At 48.2% G+C, this 21,028-nt stretch carries 19 protein-coding genes and 1 rRNA gene; 7 read left to right on the forward strand and 13 right to left on the reverse strand.

What is annotated here, in order from left to right:
• Positions 1-126: 126 nt before the first annotated feature.
• Positions 127-1,869 carry an EAL domain-containing protein gene (locus IX31_RS22105; protein ID WP_051880764.1) on the forward strand — a complete coding sequence of 581 codons (1,743 nt, stop codon included), beginning with the start codon at positions 127-129 and terminating at the stop codon, positions 1,867-1,869.
• A gap of 244 nt (positions 1,870-2,113) precedes the next feature.
• Here the strand turns inward: IX31_RS22105 and parE are convergent, their stop codons facing one another.
• From parE to nudF, 5 genes are read right to left on the reverse strand one after another with little or no spacing between them, the layout of a single operon-like run.
• Complete coding sequence (parE, locus tag IX31_RS18810; protein ID WP_034461014.1) at positions 2,114-4,009, reverse strand: DNA topoisomerase IV subunit B; 1,896 nt, start codon at positions 4,007-4,009, stop codon at positions 2,114-2,116.
• A gap of 44 nt (positions 4,010-4,053) precedes the next feature.
• Positions 4,054-4,629, reverse strand: coding sequence for an esterase YqiA (gene yqiA / locus IX31_RS18815; RefSeq protein ID WP_034461016.1), 576 nt, complete (start codon positions 4,627-4,629; stop codon positions 4,054-4,056).
• Positions 4,629-5,456, reverse strand: coding sequence for a 3',5'-cyclic-AMP phosphodiesterase (gene cpdA, locus IX31_RS18820; RefSeq protein WP_034461018.1), 828 nt, complete (start codon positions 5,454-5,456; stop codon positions 4,629-4,631). Before cpdA ends, yqiA begins: the two co-directional genes overlap by 1 nt.
• Before the next feature lie 25 nt (positions 5,457-5,481).
• A complete protein-coding gene (locus IX31_RS18825) occupies positions 5,482-5,904 on the reverse strand; it encodes a DUF1249 family protein (RefSeq protein WP_034461019.1) in 423 nt (140 codons plus the stop codon).
• Between the two features lie 2 nt (positions 5,905-5,906).
• Positions 5,907-6,539 carry an ADP-ribose diphosphatase gene (gene nudF, locus IX31_RS18830; RefSeq protein ID WP_034461020.1) on the reverse strand — a complete coding sequence of 211 codons (633 nt, stop codon included), beginning with the start codon at positions 6,537-6,539 and terminating at the stop codon, positions 5,907-5,909.
• Positions 6,540-6,746: 207 nt separating this feature from the next.
• Between nudF and tolC the strand changes: the two genes are divergently transcribed.
• The 3 genes from tolC to IX31_RS18845 all read left to right on the forward strand — a co-directional run bounded on the left by tolC (position 6,747) and on the right by IX31_RS18845 (position 10,241).
• Complete coding sequence (gene tolC / locus IX31_RS18835) at positions 6,747-8,240, forward strand: outer membrane channel protein TolC (protein ID WP_034461021.1); 1,494 nt, start codon at positions 6,747-6,749, stop codon at positions 8,238-8,240.
• A 159-nt stretch (positions 8,241-8,399) separates the two neighbouring features.
• Positions 8,400-9,074: a DUF1190 family protein gene (locus IX31_RS18840; RefSeq protein ID WP_034461022.1), complete on the forward strand. Its 675-nt coding sequence runs from the start codon at positions 8,400-8,402 to the stop codon at positions 9,072-9,074.
• Positions 9,075-9,080: 6 nt separating this feature from the next.
• Positions 9,081-10,241: a glutathionylspermidine synthase family protein gene (locus IX31_RS18845; protein WP_034461024.1), complete on the forward strand. Its 1,161-nt coding sequence runs from the start codon at positions 9,081-9,083 to the stop codon at positions 10,239-10,241.
• A 64-nt stretch (positions 10,242-10,305) separates the two neighbouring features.
• Here IX31_RS18845 and ygiD read toward each other — a convergent pair whose 3' ends face one another.
• On the reverse strand, positions 10,306-11,094 hold the full coding sequence (ygiD, locus tag IX31_RS18850; protein WP_034461025.1) for a 4,5-DOPA-extradiol-dioxygenase: 789 nt from the start codon (positions 11,092-11,094) through the stop codon (positions 10,306-10,308).
• 199 nt (positions 11,095-11,293) lie between these two features.
• On the opposite strand from ygiD, the gene zupT reads away from it, so the two are divergent.
• Positions 11,294-12,061, forward strand: a complete 768-nt coding sequence (gene zupT / locus IX31_RS18855) for a zinc transporter ZupT (RefSeq protein ID WP_034461027.1) — start codon at positions 11,294-11,296, stop codon at positions 12,059-12,061.
• Between the two features lie 13 nt (positions 12,062-12,074).
• Here the strand turns inward: zupT and IX31_RS23025 are convergent.
• From IX31_RS23025 to metN, 7 genes are all read right to left on the reverse strand, one after another.
• A protein-coding gene (locus IX31_RS23025; protein WP_122974063.1) for an IS3 family transposase occupies positions 12,075-13,330 on the reverse strand; the annotation gives its coding sequence in 2 pieces (ribosomal slippage) (positions 12,075-12,979 and positions 12,979-13,330; 1,257 coding nt in all).
• Positions 13,331-13,442: 112 nt separating this feature from the next.
• Complete coding sequence (gene proS, locus IX31_RS18870) at positions 13,443-15,161, reverse strand: proline--tRNA ligase (protein ID WP_034461030.1); 1,719 nt, start codon at positions 15,159-15,161, stop codon at positions 13,443-13,445.
• Between the two features lie 113 nt (positions 15,162-15,274).
• Positions 15,275-15,982 carry a tRNA (N6-threonylcarbamoyladenosine(37)-N6)-methyltransferase TrmO gene (tsaA, locus tag IX31_RS18875; RefSeq protein ID WP_034461031.1) on the reverse strand — a complete coding sequence of 236 codons (708 nt, stop codon included), beginning with the start codon at positions 15,980-15,982 and terminating at the stop codon, positions 15,275-15,277.
• A complete protein-coding gene (gene rcsF / locus IX31_RS18880) occupies positions 15,979-16,383 on the reverse strand; it encodes an Rcs stress response system protein RcsF (RefSeq protein WP_034461033.1) in 405 nt (134 codons plus the stop codon). Before rcsF ends, tsaA begins: the two co-directional genes overlap by 4 nt.
• Positions 16,384-16,497: 114 nt before the next feature.
• Positions 16,498-17,313, reverse strand: coding sequence for a methionine ABC transporter substrate-binding lipoprotein MetQ (gene metQ / locus IX31_RS18885; RefSeq protein WP_034461034.1), 816 nt, complete (start codon positions 17,311-17,313; stop codon positions 16,498-16,500).
• 44 nt (positions 17,314-17,357) lie between these two features.
• Complete coding sequence (locus IX31_RS18890) at positions 17,358-18,011, reverse strand: methionine ABC transporter permease MetI (RefSeq protein ID WP_034461035.1); 654 nt, start codon at positions 18,009-18,011, stop codon at positions 17,358-17,360.
• Positions 18,004-19,035, reverse strand: a complete 1,032-nt coding sequence (metN, locus tag IX31_RS18895) for a methionine ABC transporter ATP-binding protein MetN (protein ID WP_034461037.1) — start codon at positions 19,033-19,035, stop codon at positions 18,004-18,006. The genes IX31_RS18890 and metN overlap by 8 nt, the downstream gene beginning before the upstream one ends.
• A gap of 190 nt (positions 19,036-19,225) precedes the next feature.
• Here metN and gmhB point away from each other — a divergent pair, with 190 nt between their 5' ends.
• Complete coding sequence (gene gmhB / locus IX31_RS18900; protein ID WP_034461039.1) at positions 19,226-19,798, forward strand: D-glycero-beta-D-manno-heptose 1,7-bisphosphate 7-phosphatase; 573 nt, start codon at positions 19,226-19,228, stop codon at positions 19,796-19,798.
• Between the two features lie 392 nt (positions 19,799-20,190).
• Positions 20,191-21,028: ribosomal RNA gene (locus tag IX31_RS18905) — 16S ribosomal RNA — on the forward strand; the annotation flags it as partial.

Consider the following 21,028-nt stretch of genomic DNA (forward strand, 5'->3'; position numbering starts at 1 on the left):
AGCTTCATTTGATTTCAAGCCACGAGAAAGATAATGCACCCCAGACATACCTTAATCTAAATATTGAATACGCAATCCAATTATTTATATAATAATACATAAATACTTATAACTGGCTCATAAATAATGAATAAAAAGCATTTATTGTTAGTAATTTGGGTGGTTTGCGTTGCTGCAATGTTGGGCTCATATTGGGAAAAAGATACTGTACGTATAAATGAAACAGTTGAGACATATATAAAAAGCATCAGTGAAAAAATAAACGTAAGCATTGTATTGTGCGAAATGCTACGAAAACAGATGGAGATTAACTTACAATCTAACAATCGTTACAATCCCATTTCAATGCCAATAAAAAACAATAATTCTTCAGAGAATTGGCATTTTAAAATAACACCTCACAATAATATTTCTGGAGGGATGATTAGCGGTATTGGTTCTTATGATAAATTAGATTCTGATACAAAAAATGAAGCTAATGCTGCAGCGTCTCTTAACATTGATGTAGGGGATGGTTATTTTACAAAATTATACTCATGGATCTACTACACTTCCAAAAACTCATTTGTCTATATCGCTCCTTACTCATCTGAAAAAAAGGTTAGCACTTACTATTTTAATCCCGGCATGTATACCGATCCATTCTGGTATTTAGTTACACCAGAAAATAATCCTAAGCGTGAGGTGAAAATCACAACCCCTTATATTGATATTGCCGGGAAGGGGCAGATACTAACGGTTACAGCGCCTGTTTATAATAAAGATGAATTCAAAGGAGCTATTTCCCTTGATCTTAACCTTGATTATATAAATAAAATAGTTAAAAACAACGATAATAATTATCACGTTGTAGTATTTGACAAGAATAATAAAATTATAATTTCCAGCGATAATGACCCTTCGAATAAAGAAATTGCTTCAATCGTAAAAACTAAAGGAGGGGTTTACTCTAACTATACTAACAAAGAGATACTGAGTGGCATACTCTATATTGAACAATATACTACTATACAAGAGAAAATAATCAGAGTAGCAACTCAAGCCGGATTACCAATAGGTATCATAACATTTATCATTTTTTCTTTTATGTTCCTGCAATCATTTTCTAATTATAATTTCCTTTCTAAAAAATACATGCTCCGCGCCATGAAAAAAAATGAGTTCATACCTTTTGCGCAGGCAATAATGGACACAAGAAATAAAGAAATCATTGGTTGTGAAATACTTCTTCGATGGAAACACCCAACGATGGGACTCATTCCCCCAAATACATTTATTCCGGCAATGGAATCAAGCGGAATTATTATTAAAGTGACACATCAATTACTTGAGAACATACAGAAAACCTTACAAATTAAGGCACATAAACTACCGAGTAATTTTCATTTATCAATTAATATCTCTCCTGATCATTTAGAAGATCCGGAGTTGGTTACAAGAAGTAAATCATTTAAAGAAAATTGTACTTCAATCACAACTATATTCGAAATAACAGAAAGAAACTTTAATACTGATACTAAAATTGCGATAAAAGGTGCTGTGGCGCTTAATAATCTAAATATTCTTTTTGCCCTTGACGATTTCGGAACAGGATATGCTACCCACCACTACCTCCAAAAATTCCCGGTAAGCTATATTAAAATTGACCGTAGTTTTATTAAAATGATTGGTCTTGATGCTATCTCTCACCATATCGTAGAAAATGTTGTCTCATTATCAAAATCACTGAATTTAAAAGTTATTGCGGAAGGCGTTGAAACTGAGGAACAGGCAAAATATTTGCATGATAACAACGTTGATTATCAGCAGGGCTATTTGTACCACCGCCCGGTTCCTTTATCCGATTTTTTGGATACATTGGGGGCATAGGAGGGATTTTGCTTCAATATAGAAAATTAAGTGTGAGGAAAGTTGCCTGCAACTTTCTTATCGAATTCTAAATTCAGGCAGTATTTACATCCTGGGATCGATTTCCCACGACTCGATTTAACAGACTGAAATAAAGAATATTTTTACACTAAATCTTTAGAGCAAGGCCTGACGTTTTGCAGCTTGCGCCAGAGCTTCCTTGCTCAACGTTTAGCAGATTTATCAATCTATCCTTGCAGGGACATCAGACTTCAAGATCCGCCATATCGCCTTTATCTTGCAGCCAATTGCGACGATCTTCGGAACGTTTCTTCGCAAGCAACATATCCATGATTGCCATTGTTTTATCGTTGTCCTCATCGTCAATCGTGAGCTGCACCAGGCGGCGAGTGTTTGGATCGAGCGTCGTTTCACGTAATTGCAGGGGGTTCATTTCGCCCAGCCCTTTAAAGCGCTGAACGTTCGGTTTCCCTTTCTTACGTTTGAGTTGCTCAAGCACACCGGCTTTCTCTTCTTCATCCAGGGCGTAGTAAACCTCTTTGCCCAGATCGATGCGGTACAAAGGTGGCATCGCGACATAGACATGCCCACCGCGAACCAGCGAACGGAAGTGGCGTACGAACAACGCACACAGCAAAGTGGCAATGTGCAAACCATCGGAGTCCGCATCCGCAAGGATACAAACTTTACCGTAGCGCAGCTGGCTCAGGTCTTCACTGTCTGGATCAATACCGATCGCGACAGAAATATCGTGCACTTCTTGTGATGCCAGTACTTCGTCGGAAGAGACTTCCCAGGTGTTGAGGATCTTACCTTTAAGAGGCATGATCGCCTGATATTCACGGTCACGGGCCTGTTTAGCTGAACCGCCTGCGGAATCCCCTTCCACCAGGAACAACTCAGTGCGACTCAAATCCTGCGCGGAGCAGTCTGCCAGTTTGCCTGGTAATGCCGGGCCGCTGGTCAGTTTTTTACGTACCACTTTTTTGGCGGCTCGCATACGACGCTGGGCGCTGGAAATCGCCAGTTCAGCGAGTTGTTCTGCAATCTGAATATTCTGGTTCAGCCATAAGCTGAATGCGTCTTTCACAACACCGGAAACAAATGCCGCACACTGGCGTGATGACAGGCGTTCTTTGGTTTGCCCGGCGAACTGAGGATCCTGCATTTTAACCGAGAGCACGTAAGCGCAACGTTCCCAGATATCTTCAGCAGATAACTTTACGCCACGCGGCAGAATGTTGCGGTATTCGCAAAATTCGCGCATCGCATCAAGCAGACCCTGGCGCAAACCGTTGACGTGAGTACCGCCCTGCATTGTTGGGATCAGGTTGACGTAGCTTTCCGTCAGCAATTCCCCGCCTTCAGGGAGCCACAACAACGCCCAGTCAACTTGCTCGACATCCCCGGCGAAGTTACCGACAAATGGAGACTCAGGGAGCGTAGGCAAGCCATTTACCGCTTCGCACAAATAATCTTTCAGACCATCCTGGTAGCACCAGCGTTGCTCAGTATTATTCACTTTGTCGGTGAAAGTGATTTCCACACCCGGGCAAAGCACCGCTTTCGCTTTCAGCAAATGGCTTAAACGGGAAACGGAAAAACGCGGGCTGTCGAAGAAGGAAGCATCTGGCCAGAAGTGAACGCTGGTGCCGGTGTTGCGTTTACCGCAGGTGCCGACCACCGCCAGTTCCTGGACTTTATCGCCGTTTTCAAAGGCAATGCTGTAAACCTGCGCATCGCGGCGCACGGTGACTTCAACACGTTTTGACAAGGCGTTAACGACAGAAATGCCCACGCCGTGCAGACCACCAGAGAACTGGTAGTTTTTATTGGAGAATTTACCGCCAGCATGCAGGCGACAAAGAATAAGCTCGACCGCCGGAACGCCCTCTTCCGGGTGGATATCTACCGGCATGCCGCGCCCGTCATCAATGACTTCTAACGACTGGTCGGCATGGAGAATAACATCAACACGCTTCGCATGGCCTGCCAGCGCTTCATCCACGCTGTTATCAATGACTTCCTGGCCCAAATGGTTTGGACGGGTGGTGTCGGTGTACATCCCCGGACGGCGGCGAACAGGCTCAAGCCCGGTGAGTACCTCAATGGCATCGGCGTTATAACTGGATTGCGTCATGGTTTATTCGTTCAGATAGCGAAACAGGAATCCGACATCAGGCCTCAGTGCAGGCCAAGAAAGTCGACGATCTGTGTGAAATAATCTTCGAAGCCTACAAAGGCGTGATTGCCACCGGATTCTACCGTCTGGCGACAGGGGGTGTAGTACGCAACCGCCTGGCGATAATCAAGCACTTCGTCACCCGTTTGTTGCAACAACCAGATAAGATCTGGCGAATCTAACGGGTCAACTTGCATGACTTTAAGATCGTAAATATGGCGAGACTCTAGCACATATTGCTGCCCGGTGTAGGGGTTCTCGTTGGTGCCGAGATAATCCACCAGCAATTCAAAAGGCCGGACTGCCGGGTTTACCACTACAGCAGGAAGCGTGAAACATTGCGACAGCCAGGTGGCGTAATAGCCACCTAAAGACGAGCCGACTACACCTAACGGTTCACCACCATGCTCCAGCACCAGCGACTCCAGCAACTCTGCCGCATCGGCAGGATACGGTGGAAGTTCCGGTACAATCATATTGATATGCGGATGGTTCTGCGCAAGCCACGCTTTCAAACTGGTCGCCTTGGCTGAACGCGGCGAGCTATTGAAGCCGTGTAAGTAAAGTAGCGTTGACATCAATACCCTTCTGACGCGGTATCTGGGTTAAACACCGCACCTTTCAAGCGACAAACCTCAGTAGTCACCCCACCGTTTGGATGAAGTTCCAGCCAGCGCCAACCGGGCTCGATGGTATCGAGGGTGAAGTTAGAGCAGTGAGGTTTGAATTGCACGCAAGTAGAAGGTGTTGCCAGCATGCGCCGGCCATTCCAGTCGAGATCTAACTCCTGATGAATATGCCCACACACCAGAGTTTTCACTTTTGGGAATTTTTGCAGCACGTTATCAAGCTCGGCGGCATTGCGCAGGCTATGTTGATCCAGCCAACTACAGCCCGCAGGGACAGGGTGATGATGCAACAACAATAGAGTATGGCGTTCAGGTGCACCGGCGAGCTTGCGCTCGAGCCAGTCGAGCTGATAGTCGCTCAATTCACCATGTGGGACACCAAACACCTGGCTGTCCAGCAACAAAATCTGCCAGCTATCGCCTAAGAAAACTTGTTTCGCCGGGGAAATACCGGCTTCCAGCAACGAGCTAAACATCGCCGGTTGGAAATCGTGATTACCGGGAAGCCAAACGCAGGGCGCAGGAATCTCCGCTATGCCTTCAACAAAGTGTTGGTAGGCTTGCGCACTATGATCCTGGGCTAAATCCCCAGTTGCAACGATAAGGTCGTAATGACGCTGCTCAGCGAGGATGGCGTCAATAACAGCCTGATAACTCATCCAGGTATTGATACCAAGCAGCGTTTCGTTCTTTCCAGAGAACAGGTGGGTATCTGTAATTTGCAAGATCCTGATCTGGCCCCCACCGGCCACAGGAAGATTTAACAGGCTTTCCAAATGGTGTCCTTAGGTTTCACCCTCACTAACAAACCGGAACCGCCATCGCTCCATGCGCCAAACAATAACGCAGCCAATCGGCTAGAAACTGGTTAATTTGATGCTTTTCGTCGCGTTGATGCAACTTTTTATTAGGATAATCATAACGCGCTTTGAAGCGAAAGATCTGCTGACTTGAACACACTTCCGCGACCATCGCGTCATGATATAGCCTGACCGACATCGATGGTAGGCTCCAGTAGCTCACAGTTGGGGCCGTTTGTTCGATTTGCACAAGAGTTGTATAGCGTGTCGACTCAAGGATAGTGAGTCGATATTGGGCGCTACTGACCTGATAAGTGACTTTTTCACCTACCTCATCATTACGAGGAAGCAGGCGTCGTAGTTGTGCAAAATTGGTTTCGCACAGGCGCATCATTTCCGGGAAGTCAGGTGTGTAGCGCTTCATGTTTAGTTGTTCCACTCGGCTCTTAATTTCTCATGATGCAATTGCAGCCAAAGCAGTGCGATGACTGAAGCTGCGTTGTCGATTTTCCCTTCTTCTACTAACTGATAAGCCTGTTCCCGGCTCACGACATGAACACGAATATCTTCATTTTCATCTGCCAGACCATGTATGCCCGTAGCCAAAGTTGCGTCCACTTCCCCAACAAGGATAGATAAACGCTCACTAGTTCCGCCGGGGCTTGCCAGGTAGTTAATGACCGGTTTAGTCCGACCGACAACCACTCCAGCCTCTTCAACTGCTTCGCGGCGAGCAACGTCTTCGACGCTTTCACCTTCTTCAATCATTCCTGCAACCAGTTCGAGCAGCCACGGGCTCTCGCTTGTGTCATAGGCAGCAATCCGAATCTGCTCTATCAATACAACTTCGTCTCGCACAGGGTCATAGGGTAGCAGTACTGCGGCGTGCCCGCGTTCTAAAATTTCACGCCGAACTTCACCACTCATTTCGCCATTAAACAGGCGATGGCGGAAGCGATAAAGATCTAGCGAAAAAAAACCGCTATAAAGCGTTTCCCGTGCAATAATTTCAACATCGTTTTTACCTAACGTGACAAGTTGATCTTTTTGCTTAGTCATAGTGGTTTCCTGATATTTTTATGGTCATGAAATGTGCTAATACAAGTCTGTACGACTGCCGTTTCATTTCCTATGTGGTAGATTGATGAAAATTAAGGGCAGATGGCACATTACGCCAAGCTTCCCAGCTGGCAGACTCTGCTAGAATCGGCGATCATTTTCGGCTCTTGTCAGCGCTAACAAACAATTTCTGCTTCACAACAAGGAATGCAAATGAAGAAACTGCTCCCAATTCTTATCGGTCTGAGCCTAACGGGTTTCAGTGCCATGAGCCAGGCAGAAAACCTGATGCAGGTTTATCAGCAGGCACGTTTAAGCAACCCGGACTTGCGAAAATCCGCTGCTGACCGTGATGCCGCATTCGAAAAAATCAACGAAGCACGCAGCCCATTACTACCGCAGCTAGGCCTTGGTGCTGATTATGGATACAGCAATGGCTTCCGTGACTCGAATGGCATCGACTCCACTACGACCAGTGCCTCTTTGCAATTAACACAAACCATTTTTGATATGTCGAAATGGCGTGCGCTCACACTGCAAGAGAAATCTGCCGGTATACAAGATGTTACTTATCAGACCGACCAGCAAACACTGATCCTGAATACTGCTACTGCCTATTTCAACGTGTTGAGTGCCATTGACGCACTCTCCTACACAGAAGCACAGAAACAGGCTATTTATCGCCAGTTAGATCAAACTACTCAGCGCTTTAACGTTGGTTTGGTTGCAATCACAGACGTACAGAACGCCCGAGCACAATACGATAACGTATTAGCGAACGAAGTGACTGCACGGAATAATCTGGATAACGCGGTAGAAACGTTACGCCAGGTCACCGGTAACTACTATCCGTCTCTGGCTTCGCTGAATGTTGATGGCTTCAAAACCAACAAACCTGATGCAGTAAATAATCTGCTGAAAGAGGCTGAAAAGCGTAACCTGGCATTGTTACAGGCACGTCTGTCGCAGGACCTGGCGCGCGAGCAAATTCGTTACGCTGAAACGGGCCATATGCCAACTGTAGGTTTAACCGCTTCTACCGGTGTTTCTGACACTAATTACAGCGGCTCTAAAACCACCAGCCAGGCGTACGATGACCAGGGTGTAGGCCAGAATAAAATCGGTCTGAACTTCTCCCTGCCATTGTATAGCGGCGGTTCTGTAACCTCTCAGGTGAAACAAGCGCAATACAACTTTGTTGGCGCAAGTGAGCAACTGGAAAGCGCACATCGTAGCGTGGTGCAAACGGTGCGTTCTTCGTTTAACAACGTTAACGCCTCTATCAGTACCATCAACGCTTATAAACAAGCGGTTGTCTCTGCCCAAAGCTCTTTAGATGCAATGGAAGCAGGTTATTCCGTGGGTACACGTACCATCGTTGATGTGTTAGATGCGACGACAACGCTGTATAACGCAAAACAACAGCTCTCTAGTGCTCGTTATAACTACCTGATCAACCAGCTGAATATTAAATCAGCTCTGGGTACACTTAACGAACAAGATCTGGTTGCGTTGAACGGCACATTAGGCAAACCAGTACCAACGACTGCCGAAAGCGTCGCGCCAGAAACGCCAGACCAGAATGCCCGCGCAGATGGTTACTCAGCTGATACAGCCGCAACCACTAAGACGGAAACACCTGCACAAGCCACTCCAGTCTCAGCAACAAACAAAAAATCAGCTAACCCATTCGGTAACTGATTGGCTATTTCGGGGGCATGACAACATGCCCCCGTCACAACTTACGCATCCGAACGTAAGGCAAGGTAAAGATCTCCCTCCAAACAGTCGTCATCGCTTCAATTTCAACCATTCATCCCCTATTCTAAGCACCATGACCACTGGGCTCAGGACAGAATAATGAAACGGACAAAAATCATAAATCACGCATCGTTCCGCAAAAGCTGGAACGCACGCCATTTGACGCCGGTCGCACTGGCAGTTACCGCAGTATTTATGCTTGCCGGTTGCGAACAAAATGACGAAACAGTTTCCATGTATCAAAACGCGGATGAATGCTCGCAGGCCAACCCAGGCAAAAGTGCCGAATGTACGACTGCTTTTAACAATGCCTTGAAAGAAGCAGAACGTACCGCACCGAAATATGCTTCACGCGAAGAATGTATCGCTGAATTTGGTGAAGGCCAATGTCAGCAAGCTCCAGCACAGGCAAGCATGGCGGGTGAACAAGCTCAGGCTCAGCCACAACAAAGCGGCAGCTTCTGGATGCCGCTGATGGCAGGCTACATGATGGGCCGTCTGATGGGTGGCGGAGCAGGCTTTGCTCAGCAACCGCTGTTCACCTCGAAAAACCCAGCAAGCCCGGCTTATGGTAAATACGCCGATGCCACCGGTAAAAGCTACGGTGCAGCCACACCTGGTCGTACGGCTACAGTTCCGAAAACTGCTATGGCGCCAAAACCTGCAACTACCAGCACAGTAACTCGTGGCGGTTTCGGTGATTCAGTCGCCAAACAATCAACAATGCAGCGCAGCAACAGCGCAACGGGTTCTTCTCGCTCCATGGGTGGCTAAGAAATTATGGAAAGAATTGCGATTACTGAGCGCCCGGACTGGCGCGAAAAAGCCACAGAATATGGTTTTAACTTTCACACCATGTATGGCGAGCCGTACTGGTGTGAAGACGCATATTACAAGCTGACACTCCCTCAAGTTGAACGCCTGGAAGAAGTCACCGCTGAACTGCATCAGATGTGCCTGAAAGTTGTAGAAAAAGTTGTGGGCAGCGATGAGCTGCTGGCTAAGTTCCGCATTCCTAAGCACACCTGGGAATTTGTGCGTCAGTCCTGGCGCACGCAACAGCCATCTCTTTACTCACGCCTGGATATTGCGTGGGATGGCGCTGGTGAACCTAAGCTGCTGGAAAACAACGCCGACACGCCAACGTCTTTATACGAAGCGGCATTCTTCCAGTGGATCTGGCTGGAAGATCAGATCCAGGCCGGCAACCTGCCAGCCCAAAGCGATCAGTTCAACAGCCTGCAAGAAAAGATCATCGAGCGTTTTGCTGAATTAAAACAGCAGCACGGTTTCAATCTGGTGCATTTCGCATGCTGCCAGGACACAGTAGAAGATCGCGGTACTGTCCAGTATTTGCAAGATTGTGCAGCTGAAGCAGAAGTGGCGAGCGAATTCGTCTACATGGAAGAAATCGGCCTGGGCGAGAAAGGCCAGTTCACCGATTTGCAGGATCAGGTTATCAGTAACCTGTTCAAGCTCTATCCGTGGGAATTCATGCTGCGTGAAATGTTCTCCACCAAACTCGAAGACGCTGGCGTTCGCTGGCTGGAACCTGCCTGGAAGAGCATTATTTCCAACAAAGCATTGCTACCAATGCTGTGGGAAATGTTCCCGGATCATCCAAACTTACTGCCTGCTTATTTCGCCGAAGATAACTATCCGCCGATGAATAAGTACGTGGTGAAGCCAATCTTCTCTCGCGAAGGCGCGAATGTGAAGATCATCGAAAACGGCGAAGAAATTGCCCGTGTCGATGGCCCTTACGGTGAAGAAGGTATGATTGTGCAGGAGTTCTATCAGTTACCTAAATTTGGCGACAGTTATGTGTTGATCGGCAGTTGGCTTATCAACGATCAACCTGCAGGAATTGGTATTCGTGAGGATCGCGAGCTAATCACTCAGGATCTATCGCGCTTCTATCCGCATATATTTGTAGAATAAATACCGAAAGGCGCGAATTTCGCGCCTTTTTTATATCAGCATATGCAATTTGAATTATAACGTGTCAGCCGATTTGCACCGAAAGCATACTCAACGATCCCATCTCTATCCCGTCCGTTGGTAGAGTTATCGGCTCTTTACCATCCCACGCCCCCAATACATACAGTAATGGCAGGTAGTGATCCGGAGTTGGGTTAGATAACGATCCGCCTTCGTGCTGCAAGTAATTCACCAACGGGTGCTCGGCAACCGGCCCAGACCATGTGAGATTGTCTTTCACATATTGGTTAAACGACTCAGCCCATGGGTATGGCGTGTTTTCACCATGCCAGCGCGCAGTACGCAGGTTATGGACAACGTTGCCACTGGCAATCAGCATAATACCCTGGTCGCGTAACGTCGCCAGTTTACGGCCTATTTCAAAATGCCACTCGGCTGGTTTGGTACTATCGATACTGAGCTGCACCATTGGAATATCAGCATTCGGGTACATCTTTATAAGAACGCCCCAGGAGCCGTGATCAAACCCCCAGGCTTCTTTGTCTTGCATCACCGGAACGGGTGCCAGCAAATCGACCAACTGTTGTGCCAGCTCAGGGGAGCCCGGTGCGGGGTAATGAGTATCGTATAAGGCCTGTGGGAAGCCGCCGAAATCATGGATGGTTTTTGGCGTTTCCATTGCCGTAACACCCGTGCCTTTAGTGAACCAGTGCGCAGATACAACCACAATTGCTTTTGGACGCGGTAAGGTCTCTCCCAAATGGCGCCAGGCTTGGGTATATTGGTTATCTTCAAGCACGTTCATTGGGCTACCGTGTCCGAGGAACAGCGCAGGCATTCGTTGAGTTGTCATGGTAGTGTCCTTTAATCAGGTCATTCAGTTTATGAAAACTACAGTACGCGCTTTTACGCTATGAAGAACTCAGATAAGAATGATGAAGATCTTCAGGAAATTTGAATGTAAGCGATGTGTAAAGCTTCTCAACTGGCTCTCGATTTTTATCACATCGCCCATTAATATGAATGAGAATCATTATCAAAAGGAGTGATAAATGTCAGTACCCTTGATCCTGACCCTATTAGCAGGGGGAGCCACTTTCATTGGTGCTTTTCTTGGCGTCCTCGGCCAGAAACCATCAAACCGTGTGCTGGCATTTTCCCTCGGCTTTGCAGCGGGCATTATGCTGCTTATCTCTTTAATGGAGATGCTGCCAGCCGCACTTCATACCGAGGGAATGTCGCCGGTACTGGGTTATGGCATGTTTATGCTGGGTTTGCTGGGCTATTTCGCACTCGATCGCGCCCTGCCCCATGCGCATCCGCAAGACTTGATGGACAGCAAGCCGCAGCCGCGTAACTTACGCCGCACCGCATTGCTGCTAACGCTGGGTATTAGCCTACACAACTTCCCTGAAGGGGTGGCGACCTTTGTGACTGCCAGTAGTAACCTGGAATTAGGGATGGGGATTGCGCTCGCAGTAGCATTGCACAACATTCCTGAAGGTTTGGCCGTGGCAGGCCCGGTCTACGCGGCTACGGGTTCAAAACGCAAAGCTATCTTCTGGGCTGGGATTTCGGGACTTGCGGAAATTCTCGGTGGTGTATTGGCCTGGCTGATTTTAGGCCCGATGATTTCGCCAGTTTTAATGGCTGCAATTATGGCTGCCGTCGCAGGCATCATGGTGGCGTTGTCGGTTGACGAACTGATGCCGCTCGCTAAGGAAATCGACCCACATAACAATCCGAGTTATGGCGTTCTTTGCGGTATGGCAGTGATGGGGTTTAGCCTGACGTTGCTGCAAACTAATGGGATTGGATAATACTCGATATTGACTAGTCCTGATATACGTTGACAGTTTTCTGTCTGTAAAACGCCTGATGAACATCATCGGGCGTTTTGTATTTCAGGGCCAGGTGTGGCCGCTCATGGTTATAAATCGCCACGGATTCTTTTACCATTTCCCGGGCCTGCGCCAGGTCTGCAGGACGCGAGAGTAAAAACTCATTTTTCAGGATCCCGTTTATTCGCTCAGCCAGCGCATTCTGGTAGCAGTCATAACCATCGGTCATTGAACAGGTTATCCCGTTTTTCTCATGGACTGACTGATAAAGCACTGAACAGTATTGCAGTCCTCTGTCAGAGTGATGAACCAGGGRCYCCGTCGTTTTTCTTCGCCTCAGAGCCTGTCTGAACGCTTTTACCACATTTTCTGTCTGCAGGTTTTCCCCGACATGATAACCCATGATTTTTCTGGAGCAGGCATCTGTGACCAGACTCAGATAAGCTGTGCCACTGAGCAGTGGAAGGTACGTAATGTCGGCAACCCAGACCTGCTCTGGCTCAAGGGCGGTAACCTGTCCCGGGCCGGGTTTCAGCAAATTAGGATGCCGGTAAAAGCGATGGTGGCTGTTGGTGGTTTTGTGATACGCCCGTTTCACTGGCACCAGGAGCCGGTATTCATTCAGCAGGTTAAACAGACGGTCTCGTCCTATATTCAGCATGTTATCGGCCTGAGTGTTCAGCAGATAGTGCAGTTTACGCGTACCGATTCGCGGCTGACGACACCTGACGCGGGTAACAAACGCAAGAACCCGGGCATGTTGTTCCTGGCGTTTTCTGCGCCTTGTGTTGTCCTGATACCACGCCTGTCTGCTGTGCCCCAGGAACTGGCATGCGCGCGTAACGGTTATTTTGGGGGCCGGACTTTGCGCGAGGACTTGCCGTGCCGCTTTTTTACGACACTCACCCCGTAATCATTTTTCAGGACATTGATAAYCGACTCAAAAAACTCCGCTTTCTGGTTCGCCAGCTCAAGCTGTTCTTCAAGTTCCCTGATTCTTTGTTCGGGTGTAAGCGGGATAGTCGTCTGAGCCACAGGCCGTTTCCTCTTCACCAGGTCAGGAAGTCCGGGACTCCAGTCAAGCCGGCCATATTTACGCAGCCAGACAAGAACGGTGGAGCGCCCCTGGATGCCATACCGCTGCTGGGCCTGTTTATAGGTCATCTCGCCTTTTTCAACCTGCTCAACAACGGCTATTTTAAAGGATAGAGGATAATCACGTTGGGTGCGTTTGAACTCAGTCATCATCACGTTCTCCGGATTTAAGTCAGGAACGTGTCAACGCTATTCAGGACGGGTCAGTAGATATAAAAAGGCCCCGCTAATCACTTAGCGGGGCTTTTTACTTCATGCGCTAGTCTTAGCGTTGAATCTGTGCCAGCAAGAAATCAATGATTTCGCCGGTTTTGATCATCTGCTTCTCACCTTCACGGCGGTTTTTGTATTCAACTTCTTCGCTATCGAGGTTGCGATCGCCGATAACGACAGTGTGAGGAATACCAATCAGCTCCATATCGGCAAACATTACGCCAGGACGCTCTTTACGGTCATCCATTAACACGTCGATGCCTTTGGCACGCAGTGTTGAGTACAGCTCTTCTGCCAGCTCTTTAACGCGGAAAGATTTGTGCATGTTCATTGGCAGAATCGCAACCTGGAATGGTGCAATCGCATCTGGCCAAACAATACCACGCTCGTCGTTGTTCTGTTCGATAGCCGCAGCAACTACGCGAGTCACACCGATACCGTAGCAACCCATGGTCAGAGTCTGGTTACGGCCATCTTCACCCTGAACAGAAGCTTTCATCGCTTCTGAATACTTGGTGCCGAGCTGGAAGATATGCCCCACTTCGATACCGCGTTTGATCAGCAAAGTACCTTTACCATCCGGGCTTGGATCGCCTTCAACTACGTTACGGATGTCGGCCACTTCTGGTAGTGCAACATCACGTTCCCAGTTAATACCGACGAAGTGTTTACCGTCGATGTTAGCGCCAGCCGCGAAATCGCTCATTGCCGCAACGGAACGGTCAACAACAACAGGAATTGGCAGGTTGATTGGACCAAGTGAACCTGGGCCTGCTTTAGCTACCGTACGAATTTCTTCTTCGGTCGCGAAAGTCAGTGGGCTGGCAACTTGTGGCAGTTTTTCTGCTTTAACTTCATTAAGTTCGTGATCGCCACGAACCAACAAAGCAACCAGCGGATAAGCGCTGCCTTCGGTGGCTTTGACCATCAAAGTCTTCACTGTTTTTTCAACTGGCAGATTGAACTGCTCAACCAGCTCAGCGATGGTTTTTGCGTTCGGCGTGTCGATCTGCGTCATTTCAACAGTCGGTGCCGCGCGGCCACCAGCTGGAGCGACAGCTTCAGCAAATTCAATATTCGCCGCGTAATCAGAATCGGTTGAGAAGATAACATCGTCTTCACCGCTCTGCGCCAGCACCTGGAATTCATGGGATGCGCTGCCGCCGATGGAGCCGGTATCTGCTTCTACCGCGCGGAAATCCAGACCCATACGGCTGAAGATTTTGCTGTAAGCCTGATACATCGCATCGTAAGTTTCTTGCAAGGATTCCTGAGAGGTATGGAAAGAGTAGGCATCTTTCATCAGGAACTCACGGGAGCGCATTACACCGAAACGTGGGCGCACTTCGTCACGGAACTTCGTCTGGATCTGGAAGAAGTTCAGCGGCAGTTGTTTGTAAGAACTCAGTTCGTTACGAATCAGGTCAGTGATGACTTCTTCGTGAGTTGGGCCGAGAACAAATGGACGATCGCCACGATCAACAAAACGTAACAGCTCTGGACCGTATTGTTCCCAACGACCACTTTCCTGCCACAAATCTGCGGGCTGAACCACGGGCATGCACATCTCGATGGCACCGGCGTTGTTCATCTCTTCACGCACGATATTTTCGACTTTTTTCAGGACGCGCAGACCGGTCGGCAACCAGGTATACAAACCAGAAGCGAGTTTGCGGATCATCCCGGCGCGCAGCATCAGTTGGTGACTGATGACTTCGGCGTCGGCTGGTGTCTCCTTCAGTGTGGAGAGCAGATATTGGCTAGTACGCATGTTGTTACGGTTCCATTTGAACGGCAGATAACTGGCTACCTGAGTAGCCTGATGCAAAATAAGTGTTTTAGTTTACCAGTGTGGCAGGGATGTCAAAAGAGAAGGGCGATAAATTAACGGGTCTCAATTGCAAACACTTCTGAACCTTGGTCGGTAACACGCCAGCGAACGTTAAAGTCCAGCAATAAAACGGCATAGGTTTTACCTGCATCTTCCGTTTTACGATAGGCCGGACGAGGATCTTGTGCGAGCACCTGGCGGATGAAACGCTCAATGTAAGGATAACGTTCATCCAGCACCGGTAATTGCTGCTGAACATCAGTAGTAAAATATACCGGCATATCCGCTGCAGGTGCGTTTTGTGCATAACCCGCTATGGCTTCTGGCACGGCTTCCGCAAACGGCAAGTAGGGTTTGATATCAACGATGGGGGTTCCGTCGACCAAATCCAGACTGCCTAACTGCAAAATGACCTGATCTTTTTGGCAACGAATGCCTTTCAGTTCAACCAGCGACATACCGATGGGATTTGGGCGGAAGGTTGAACGAGTGGCAAAAACCCCCATACGCGCATTCCCACCCAGACGCGGTGGGCGAACCGTAGGACGCCAGCCACCTTCCATTGTTTGGTGAAAGACAAATAGCAGCCATAAATGACTAAAACCTTCGAGGCCACGAACGGCATCCGCCACATTGTAGGGAGGTTGTAAATGCAATTCGCCGCCGCCATCAGTCACTAAACCTGGTTGGCGGGGGACGGCAAACTTCTCTTTATAAGGAGAGCGGATAACGCCAATTTGCTCGAAACTAAATGCTGTCATTTTGCAGAAACGTTTAACGCCGAACCAACGCAAACAGCCTGACGGTAACATCCTGGCGTGCCGCTGGTGACATCACAGCTATGCAGTAAGACCGCATTTGCTTTCATTTTTGATGCGTTTACTTGTAAGCGTTTACGAGCTGTCGGGATATTCGGTGGTGAATCCTGATTGCTCACCTGGCACGAATCGCCGCTGACTTCACCGAGATCGCGGAATGGTTTACCGACTAACTCTTCAGCATTGGTATAGATTCTTACTGGTGCTGGACGTGGAGCTTTAGGCTTAGCGGGTTCTGGTGCTGGCGCTGTTGCAGTGCTTTTAACAGGTTCAACAGGGGATCTGCTTAGCATCGTACAGCCGCTCAGCATGACTGCTAATAAACAGATCGGTAAAGCACGCATAATTTTTCCTCAATGAATGATAAAACGCGATTATTGAACCAAGCTCTCGTACAAATAACAAGACGGGCATTAGCCCGTCTTAGATTATTTACGCAAAAATAGAAGATTGGAAACTTACCAGCCTTTTACTGCGCCGCCGTTGAAGACTTTGTTTGCTGCTTCATAAACTTCGTCAGACTGGTAAGCCTGAACGAATTTCTTCACGTTTTCAGCGTCTTTGTTATCTTCGCGTGAAACGATCAGGTTTACATATGGAGAGTCTTTATCTTCAACAAAGATACCGTCTTTTGCTGGAGTCAGGCCGATCTGGCTTGCGTAGGTGGTGTTGATAACCGCCAGGGCAATCTGGGCATCGTCCAGAGAACGTGGCAGTTGCGGTGCTTCCAGCTCAACCAGCTTCAGGTTTTTAGGGTTCTCAGTAACATCCAGAACTGTTGGCAGCAGGCCAACACCATCTTTCAGTTTGATCAGACCTTGTTTCTGCAGCAGCAACAGGGAACGACCAAGGTTAGTTGGGTCGTTTGGCAGAGCAATCTGTGCGCCGGTTTGCAGCTCATCCAATGATTTGATTTTTTTGGAGTAGCCTGCAATTGGATACACGAATGTGTTACCTACAGAAACCAGTTTGTAACCACGGTCTTTGATCTGCTGATCCAGGTATGGTTTGTGCTGGAAGGCGTTAGCATCGATATCGCCTTTGCTCAGCGCTTCGTTAGGCAGAACGTAGTCGTTAAAGGTCACCAGCTCAACATCCAGGCCATATTTCTCTTTTGCGACTTTCTGCGCAACTTCGGCAACCTGCTGTTCAGCACCAACGATGACGCCAACTTTAATATGGTTTGGATCTTTCTCGTCCTGACCGCAACCCACAAGTGCCAGAGAACCAATCAGAGCACCAACTGCTGCAAAGGTTTTTAATTTAAAAGACATATCCCTTCCTTACTATGTGTAAAAATGATGTTGTGTTGAATGTATTATTTGTGAGTCACTGCCCGGACGATACGATCGCCTGAGAATTGAATTAAATACACTAATACCACCAATAACACTAATACCGTATTCATCACGGTAGCGTTATATCCGATATAACCATACTGATAACCAATCTGACCTAAACCGCCGGCACCAACGGCACCGCCCATAGCAGAATAGCCAACCAGGGTAATCAGTGTGATGGTTGCAGCATTGACCAGACCCGGTAGTGCTTCTGGCAGTAGAACTTTGCGAATAATCTGCATGGGTGTTGCGCCCATTGCACGAGAAGCTTCAATCAGGCCCGATGGGATTTCCAGCAGGGCGTTTTCCACCATACGCGCGATAAATGGTGCCGCACCTACTGTTAGTGGAACGATAGCGGCTTGCAGACCAATAGACGTTCCGACAATGGCTCGGGTAAATGGAATCATCCAAACCAGCAATATAATGAACGGAATAGAACGGAAGATATTTACCAACGCCGACAGGCTGTTATAAACCTTCGTGTTAGCGCTGATCTGCCCAGGCCTGGTAATATAGAGCAATACGCCGACAGGCAAGCCGAGTACAAAGCCAAAGAAGCCAGACACAAACGTCATCGCCAGCGTTTCATACACGCCTTTTAAAAGTAACCACATCATTGGCTCAGACATAACCCAGCACCTCTACTTTTACATGTTGCTGCTGCAAATAGGCGATAGCAGCGTCCATATCCTGATGTTCTCCATGCAATTCGCACAGCATGATGCCGAATTTCACGCCACCGGCGTAATCCATCTGCGCGCTGATGATATTGCTATTCACATTAAAGCGGCGTGCAGTTTCGGAAAGTAACGGTGCATCGACAGATTGGCCAGTAAACTCCAGGCGAAGCAGCGGAACGGTAGTTTCGCTTTTATCTGTGCTTAAACGCTGAGCGTAATCTTCAGGAATATCCAGATGCAGAGTGGATTGAATAAACTGTTGTGCGAGCGGCGTCTTAGGATGAGAGAACACTTCGCTCACGGTATCTTGTTCGATTAACTCACCGTCACTAATTACCGCAACACAATCACAGATACGTTTTACGACATCCATTTCATGGGTAATTAATAGAATAGTCAGACCAAGGCGGCGGTTAATATCTTTCAGTAGTTCGAGAATCGAACGCGTTGTTGCTGGGTCGAGTGCGCTGGTGGCCTCATCACACAACAACACTTTTGGATTGCTGGCCAGTGCGCGAGCAATAGCGACACGCTGTTTTTGCCCGCCAGAAAGATTGGCAGGGTAAGCATCATGCTTTTCACTCAGGCCCACCAAATCAAGTAGCTCGAAAACTCGACGCTTAACTTCTTCGCGCGGAGTATTGTCCAACTCTAAAGGCAATGCGACGTTGCCATAAACAGTGCGGGATGATAGCAAATTAAAATGTTGGAAAATCATGCCAATCTGACGGCGTGCTTTAGTAAGTTGGCCTTCAGAAAGCGTTGTCAGTTCCTGACCATCGACCAGTACTGAACCCTCAGTTGGGCGCTCAAGCAGATTTACACAGCGGATAAGAGTGCTCTTCCCAGCACCGGATGCGCCGATAACGCCATAAATTTGCCCAGCAGGAACATGCAGGCTGACGTTATTCAACGCCTGTATGCTGCGATTCCCTTGTTGGAACACTTTGGTGATATTCGAAAGTTTAATCATTAGGTTATTTATTATCGTATGAGTGTAAGCCGTGGCATTTTCTGCTGCCGATAACGGGCGATGACCGATATCAATATGGATGTTAAGGCATCCAGACGTCTAAATCAATCCGCGAATGATTGTCTATTCTCGTCCGGATAAGAAATCATGCGATACTACGGCTAATAATCCCAGTTTCAGGAGTTTCCAAGTGGCACAGTCTGTTCCCGCTATTTTTCTCGATCGTGATGGCACCATTAATGTTGATCATGGCTATGTCCATGAAGTTGATCAGTTCGAGTTCATTGATGGTGTGATTGACGCAATGCGTGAGTTAAAAGCAATGGGCTATGCATTGGTTCTTGTCACTAACCAATCAGGCATCGCCCGTGGCATGTTTACGGAAGGGGATTTTGAAAATCTGACGGAATGGATGGACTGGTCTTTAGCAGACCGTGGTGTTGATCTTGATGGTATCTATTACTGCCCACATCACCCTGAGGCTATAGTAGAAGAGTTTCGACAAACCTGTGATTGCCGTAAACCGCAGCCGGGCATGTTGCTCTCAGCTCAAGAGTTCCTTCATATAGATATGGCTTCTTCATATATGGTTGGTGACAAATTGGAAGACATGCAGGCGGCATCAGCTGCACAAGTAGGGACAAAAGTATTGGTTCGCACTGGCAAGCCAGTCACTGAACAAAGTGAAGCTGCGGCTGATTTTGTCATTAATAGCCTCGCGGATCTGCCAAAAGCGATAAAATCGCGCCAAAAACAGGCGTAATGCTTAAAAAATGCGCGATTGATAATTATTTTGAAAATAGGGGTTGTCAGCTTCCAGAAAATCCCTATACTGCGCCTCCACTGACACGGCACAACGGCTTACAAACCGGCTGGTTAGTTGGAGAAAAGCGCGAAATAATCGCTTGACTCTGAAAGAGGAAAGCGTAATATACGCCACCTCGAGTTAGCAAGCGAAAGCGCGCAACTCACTGCTCTTTAACAATTTATCAGACAATCTGTGTGGGCACTCGCAGGATTGATATCTCAGATACCTTCGGGTATCACAAAAAATATCAAGTCTTGAAGAGTGACCAAGCAGTAATTCATTTAGTTGAATTATTACGAAAGTTAATTTTTGAGCACCGCTTCACGAGTTGAAGCAAATCAAGCTTTTAATTGAAGAGTTTGATCATGGCTCAGATTGAACGCTGGCGGCAGGCCTAACACATGCAAGTCGAGCGGTAGCACAGGGAGCTTGCTCCTGGGTGACGAGCGGCGGACGGGTGAGTAATGTCTGGGAAACTGCCTGATGGAGGGGGATAACTACTGGAAACGGTAGCTAATACCGCATAACGTCTTCGGACCAAAGAGGGGGACCTTCGGGCCTCTTGCCATCAGATGTGCCCAGATGGGATTAGCTAGTAGGTGAGGTAATGGCTCACCTAGGCGACGATCCCTAGCTGGTCTGAGAGGATGACCAGCCACACTGGAACTGAGACACGGTCCAGACTCCTACGGGAGGCAGCAGTGGGGAATATTGCACAATGGGCGCAAGCCTGATGCAGCCATGCCGCGTGTATGAAGAAGGCCTTCGGGTTGTAAAGTACTTTCAGCGAGGAGGAAGGCATTGTGGTTAATAACCGCAGTGATTGACGTTACTCGCAGAAGAAGCACCGGCTAACTCCGTGCCAGCAGCCGCGGTAATACGGAGGGTGCAAGCGTTAATCGGAATTACTGGGCGTAAAGCGCACGCAGGCGGTCTGTCAAGTCGGATGTGAAATCCCCGGGCTCAACCTGGGAACTGCATTCGAAACTGGCAGGCTAGAGTCTTGTAGAGGGGGGTAGAATTCCAGGTGTAGCGGTGAAATGCGTAGAGATCTGGAGGAATACCGGTGGCGAAGGCGGCCCCCTGGACAAAGACTGACGCTCAGGTGCGAAAGCGTGGGGAGCAAACAGGATTAGATACCCTGGTAGTCCACGCCGTAAACGATGTCGACTTGGAGGTTGTTCC

The organism is Buttiauxella noackiae (assembly GCF_000737905.1).
In the GTDB taxonomy this organism is placed as follows: Bacteria; Pseudomonadota; Gammaproteobacteria; order Enterobacterales; family Enterobacteriaceae; genus Buttiauxella; species Buttiauxella noackiae.

Excerpts from the sequence above, each read along its gene's own strand:
- IX31_RS22105 (WP_051880764.1), top strand. The coding sequence starts at position 127 with ATGAATAAAAAGCATTTATTGTTAGTAATTTGGGTGGTTTGCGTTGCT.
- parE (WP_034461014.1), bottom strand. The coding sequence starts at position 4,009 with ATGACGCAATCCAGTTATAACGCCGATGCCATTGAGGTACTCACCGGG.
- yqiA (WP_034461016.1), bottom strand. The coding sequence starts at position 4,629 with ATGTCAACGCTACTTTACTTACACGGCTTCAATAGCTCGCCGCGTTCA.
- IX31_RS18825 (WP_034461019.1), bottom strand. The coding sequence starts at position 5,904 with ATGAAGCGCTACACACCTGACTTCCCGGAAATGATGCGCCTGTGCGAA.
- nudF (WP_034461020.1), bottom strand. The coding sequence starts at position 6,539 with ATGACTAAGCAAAAAGATCAACTTGTCACGTTAGGTAAAAACGATGTT.
- tolC (WP_034461021.1), top strand. The coding sequence starts at position 6,747 with ATGCAAATGAAGAAACTGCTCCCAATTCTTATCGGTCTGAGCCTAACG.
- IX31_RS18840 (WP_034461022.1), top strand. The coding sequence starts at position 8,400 with ATGAAACGGACAAAAATCATAAATCACGCATCGTTCCGCAAAAGCTGG.
- IX31_RS18845 (WP_034461024.1), top strand. The coding sequence starts at position 9,081 with ATGGAAAGAATTGCGATTACTGAGCGCCCGGACTGGCGCGAAAAAGCC.
- ygiD (WP_034461025.1), bottom strand. The coding sequence starts at position 11,094 with ATGACAACTCAACGAATGCCTGCGCTGTTCCTCGGACACGGTAGCCCA.
- zupT (WP_034461027.1), top strand. The coding sequence starts at position 11,294 with ATGTCAGTACCCTTGATCCTGACCCTATTAGCAGGGGGAGCCACTTTC.
- proS (WP_034461030.1), bottom strand. The coding sequence starts at position 15,161 with ATGCGTACTAGCCAATATCTGCTCTCCACACTGAAGGAGACACCAGCC.
- tsaA (WP_034461031.1), bottom strand. The coding sequence starts at position 15,982 with ATGACAGCATTTAGTTTCGAGCAAATTGGCGTTATCCGCTCTCCTTAT.
- rcsF (WP_034461033.1), bottom strand. The coding sequence starts at position 16,383 with ATGCGTGCTTTACCGATCTGTTTATTAGCAGTCATGCTGAGCGGCTGT.
- metQ (WP_034461034.1), bottom strand. The coding sequence starts at position 17,313 with ATGTCTTTTAAATTAAAAACCTTTGCAGCAGTTGGTGCTCTGATTGGT.
- IX31_RS18890 (WP_034461035.1), bottom strand. The coding sequence starts at position 18,011 with ATGTCTGAGCCAATGATGTGGTTACTTTTAAAAGGCGTGTATGAAACG.
- metN (WP_034461037.1), bottom strand. The coding sequence starts at position 19,035 with ATGATTAAACTTTCGAATATCACCAAAGTGTTCCAACAAGGGAATCGC.